This is a genomic window from Nostoc sp. CHAB 5715 (assembly GCF_020829685.1).
GTDB lineage: Bacteria > Cyanobacteriota > Cyanobacteriia > Cyanobacteriales > Nostocaceae > Nostoc.
Map to the genome: position 1 here is coordinate 1 of NZ_JAIVFR010000717.1, position 4,029 is coordinate 4,029.

Below are 4,029 nucleotides of genomic sequence, written 5' to 3' on the forward strand. Positions count from 1 at the left end.
GCTTTTCGACTAGCTGCGATCGCACCTCGACTCAACTTGATAAAAGACACCAAACTCACATCGCCACAAGCCAAAACCAACTGAGAAATTAAGTGTTGTTCAATTTCCGAACGGTGAGACAAATCAGGTAGTAAGCGTTGTAGCGATTCTGAAAAAGCTTCCGAATGGGTATGAATTTTTGCATCCAAACCACTCCAGAGATTTTCCAATCCCCCCAATCCAGCTTGAGTTTCGACATCCAGTAACTTGAGTTGTGCCAAAACTTCCGCCTGCATAATTTGACAATGGCGATCGCGCCCCAATAATCCTTCTAATGCAGATGCTGTTTGTCGCAGTTGGGAAATTTGTTGCATCACCGCCCGATACTGCTGCTGGAGTTGTCCCATCAGGTTAACAGTTGTATCTGCTTCTGGTTCCACCTCCAAAATATTGCGGATATGGTTTAGCTGAAACCCTTGCTGCTTAAGTGCGACAATCCGTTGCAACCGGAGGACATCTTTTTTGGTATAGAGACGGTAGTTGCTAGGCGATCGCACTGGTTGCGGTAGCAGTCCTAATTGATGATAATGCCGCACCATGCGCGGAGTTAAACCGCCGCCTACTGCATCTGTGAGTTCTTTAATAGTTAAGCAACCAGCGTTCATGATTTACTCCAACAACGGTAAAATTCTTTGTAATTCTCCACAAGCCGCCTGAAGAGATGGCGGTGCATTTTCATCTAAACTCCCTTGAGAACACTGGTTTGCTAATTGTTCAACACCGGGTTTACAAATTGCCTCATTTTTAGGGAATTTTGGATATTTGGATTTTTCTCCTTCTTCTTCAACAACTTCTCCTGTTTGTAAATAATGTATCCAAGTTTCGATATTTCTTTTGGGCACGAAGATTGCTCTTTTCTCATCAGGGTGACGAAGTTCCTGTGAATTTTCTATCAGTGCATTATCTAATTCTTTCAGTGTTGCCTTTACTGTCGCAGTATCTGCATCAATCAACACTACTAGCATTCCTGAGCGATAGTTTTTTCTCCGGTATTCTTTAACCTCTGCTGCATAATGCTTTATAACAAACTGCTCTCCTGCACCTTTACCTTTTGGAGAAGTCCTAATTGTGATGTTTTTTGGATTTATATTAAAGCCTCGCTTTTTCAAAAAATGATATGCAAAAACTTGCTGTTGTAGATCCTCACACAAAATTACTATCTGTACTCTATTCTGGGTCATACAGCCAGCCCCGTGCAATCAGTTCTGAAATTGGTAATCCTGAATTTTCAGCTTCTTGATTACTAATTGGTTTTACTCGTACAGGTGCATTACTTTGACGCTCAAACCAATAACCTATAGGTGAAGCTAAAAGATAATTAATTAATACAGGATGATGCGAAATTAGTAAAGCTTGTATTTTTCCGTCAATACAGAAATCATAAAGTTGAATTAGCCAAGGTTGAATTTCCGGCAGAGCTAAAAAACTTTCTGGCTCATCAATACACAACGTGTAATCTTCAGACTGAGTGCAATATATTAATGTATACAGAGCAATTAATGCTTTTTGTCCATCAGAGAGTTCATTAAAGTAATAATCAATAATATTTGTACGATTTTCAATAGATGCAAATCGTAATTTTAAAGTTGTATAGCCTACGCCGAACTGGTCAAATTTAAAACTAATAAAACCGTCTAAAATATTTTTTAAAACATTTATTAGTTCAGCTACCTTGCCCTGGTCATGGGAAATATAACGATACCAAGAAACAAAATTTTCCAATTTAGGACTCAATTGTACTTCTTCTTTTTCACTCCCATTAATTATCATGCTAGGAATAATTTGTACAATAATAAATCGCTCCATTCGCTGTTTGAACCAGGTCAGCTTTGTGATATCATTATTTGCCAGAAATAAAGGTAGTATGGACTGAAACCAATTAAAAGGATATTTCTGGCCGACTGAATGATTGTCATAAAAAATTTGAACTTCGCCTCTCTCAAACTTCAATAAAGGTTGGTTATCAAACCACAAACGTTCATATTGTACATGGCGATCTTCTATATTGTGTTCAATAGCAAGTTCATATTTATAATTGCCATCATTTCCGTCAATTTCTATTTCAAAACGCTGAATTGGTAAAGCTTGCCAACGAGTGCAGTCAAAAATTGGGAAAAGTCCTTCTACCTTGGCGGCGCCACTTACAAAAAGTTGAATTCTCCGCAAGACTTCAAAAACAGTTGATTTACCTGCTCCATTACCACCAAGAAATAGGTTAATCGAGTCAAAATTCATCTCGAAATTTACCAACCCGCGAAAGTTATCAATATATATTCGCTTTAGCATAGATTTTTTCCTCCTAGTGCAATTTTAAAGCTAACAGTTAAATCGTCTCATTTACCCACATCCCGCTTTTGAAAAACGCTCCTAGAACACAGATAAAAATTTAACTCTGCGTACCTTTGCGCTTCCCTCAGCGCCCCTGGAGCGTTTCAAAATCATTATAAACCTTGACATTAACATTAATGTCAAGGTTTAGCCTAAGAGAGTCCCTGTTAATTCACCTCTCATGCTCTATCCCCAACGTCTGGGCCAATTCACCAGAGAACACGCAGATACCGTAGCTGCACTTTTGTGTGGATTCCTATTATTTCTCGGATGGTTCGCCTTGCATCTCGGTTGGTTGGGATTGGCATTCTTGCTGCTACCTGCTGCTTATGTAATTGGTGGTTACGAAAGTGCGCGGGAAGGATTGACTACTCTCTTCAAAGAAAAAGAACTCGATGTAGATTTGCTGATGATTGTGGCAGCGATTGGTGCTGCTAGTCTCGGCTTATGGCGAAGAGAATATCATCTAATTATTGATGGAGCAATTTTGATTCTCATCTTTGCCATCAGTGGCGCATTAGAAGGTTATGCAATGCAGCGAACTGAGCGGAGTATCAGGAGTTTGATGAGTTTGACACCAGATACAGCAAGGGTTTTGCTTCAGGGAAAGGAAGAGGAAATTCCTATTACTCAGCTAAAAGTCGGTGATGAAATTGTCGTCAAACCCGGAGAGCTAATTCCTACTGATGGGATAATTTTATCTGGTAACAGCACCCTCAATCAAGCTGCAATCACAGGCGAGTCTTTACCTGTAGAGAAAACAGTAGGCAAAGAAGTATTTGCTGGCACACTCAACGGCTATGGTGCATTGCAGATTAAGGTACACAAACCAGCCCAAAGTAGTTTGATTGTGCGTGTGATTCGCCTAGTAGAACAGGCAAAGACTCAAGCACCACCTTCGCAAGAGTTTATCGATCGCTTTGAAAAAGGATATGCCAAAGTCATTGTAGTAGCTGGAATACTACTGGCAACTTTGCCGCCATTTCTCTGGGGTTGGGATTGGGAAACGACGATTTATCGGGCGCTTACTTTCCTTGTGGTGGCTTCTCCCTGTGCGCTGATGGCTGCAATTATGCCCACGCTGCTTTCGGGAATCGCCAATGGTGCAAGACAGGGAATTTTGTTTAAGAATGGGGCGCAGTTGGAGAAAATTGGCAAAGTCCGAGCGATCGCATTTGATAAAACTGGTACTCTAACAACAGGGCAGGTACAGGTATTCCAGGTAATTTCAGTTAGTGAATACACCCAATCAGATGTATTAAAAGCCGCCGTTAGTGTAGAATCATCTTCCGAACATCCCATCGGTAAGGCAATTGTGCAAGCGGCTAGTGATTTGGATTGGGTTGGTGCAATTCAAGTGCAAGCCATACCTGGACAAGGAATTGTAGGAATCGCCCAAGAAAAACAGGTAATTGTGGGGAATGCCGTTTTTGTGCAAAAGTATGTGACAAATTTACCTGAAGAGTTGCGAGAAATGGCTCAATCTTTAGAGCAAGAAGGTAAAACTGTGGTTTGGGTAGCACAGGGAAGTAGGGGAGGGGAGGTGATGGGTGTAATTGCGATCGCAGATGAAGTAAGATCGCAAGCAGCCGCAACTATTACCCGGTTAAAGAAATTGGGAGTTGAAGAAATTGTCATGTTAACCGGCGATAACGCAGAAAC

General features: G+C 40.9%; 4 protein-coding genes. 1 reads left to right on the forward strand and 3 read right to left on the reverse strand.

Annotation, left to right across the window (positions count from 1 at the left end):
- The 3 genes from LC574_RS29775 to LC574_RS29785 form a co-directional block, all read right to left on the reverse strand.
- Window positions 1–644 (reverse strand): MerR family transcriptional regulator (locus LC574_RS29775; RefSeq protein WP_229457216.1); only part of this gene is annotated, 644 nt, incomplete at its 3' end.
- 3 nt (window positions 645–647) lie between these two features.
- The gene (locus tag LC574_RS29780; protein ID WP_229457217.1) at window positions 648–1,220 is read right to left on the reverse strand and encodes a hypothetical protein; all 573 of its coding nucleotides are present in this window, start codon (window positions 1,218–1,220) and stop codon (window positions 648–650) included.
- Window positions 1,207–2,325 carry an AAA family ATPase gene (locus tag LC574_RS29785; RefSeq protein ID WP_229457218.1) on the reverse strand — a complete coding sequence of 373 codons (1,119 nt, stop codon included), beginning with the start codon at window positions 2,323–2,325 and terminating at the stop codon, window positions 1,207–1,209. The genes LC574_RS29780 and LC574_RS29785 overlap by 14 nt, the downstream gene beginning before the upstream one ends.
- 223 nt (window positions 2,326–2,548) lie before the next feature.
- On the opposite strand from LC574_RS29785, the gene LC574_RS29790 reads away from it, so the two are divergent.
- On the forward strand, window positions 2,549–4,029 hold a 1,481-nt coding region (locus LC574_RS29790; protein ID WP_229457219.1), incomplete at its 3' end, for a heavy metal translocating P-type ATPase.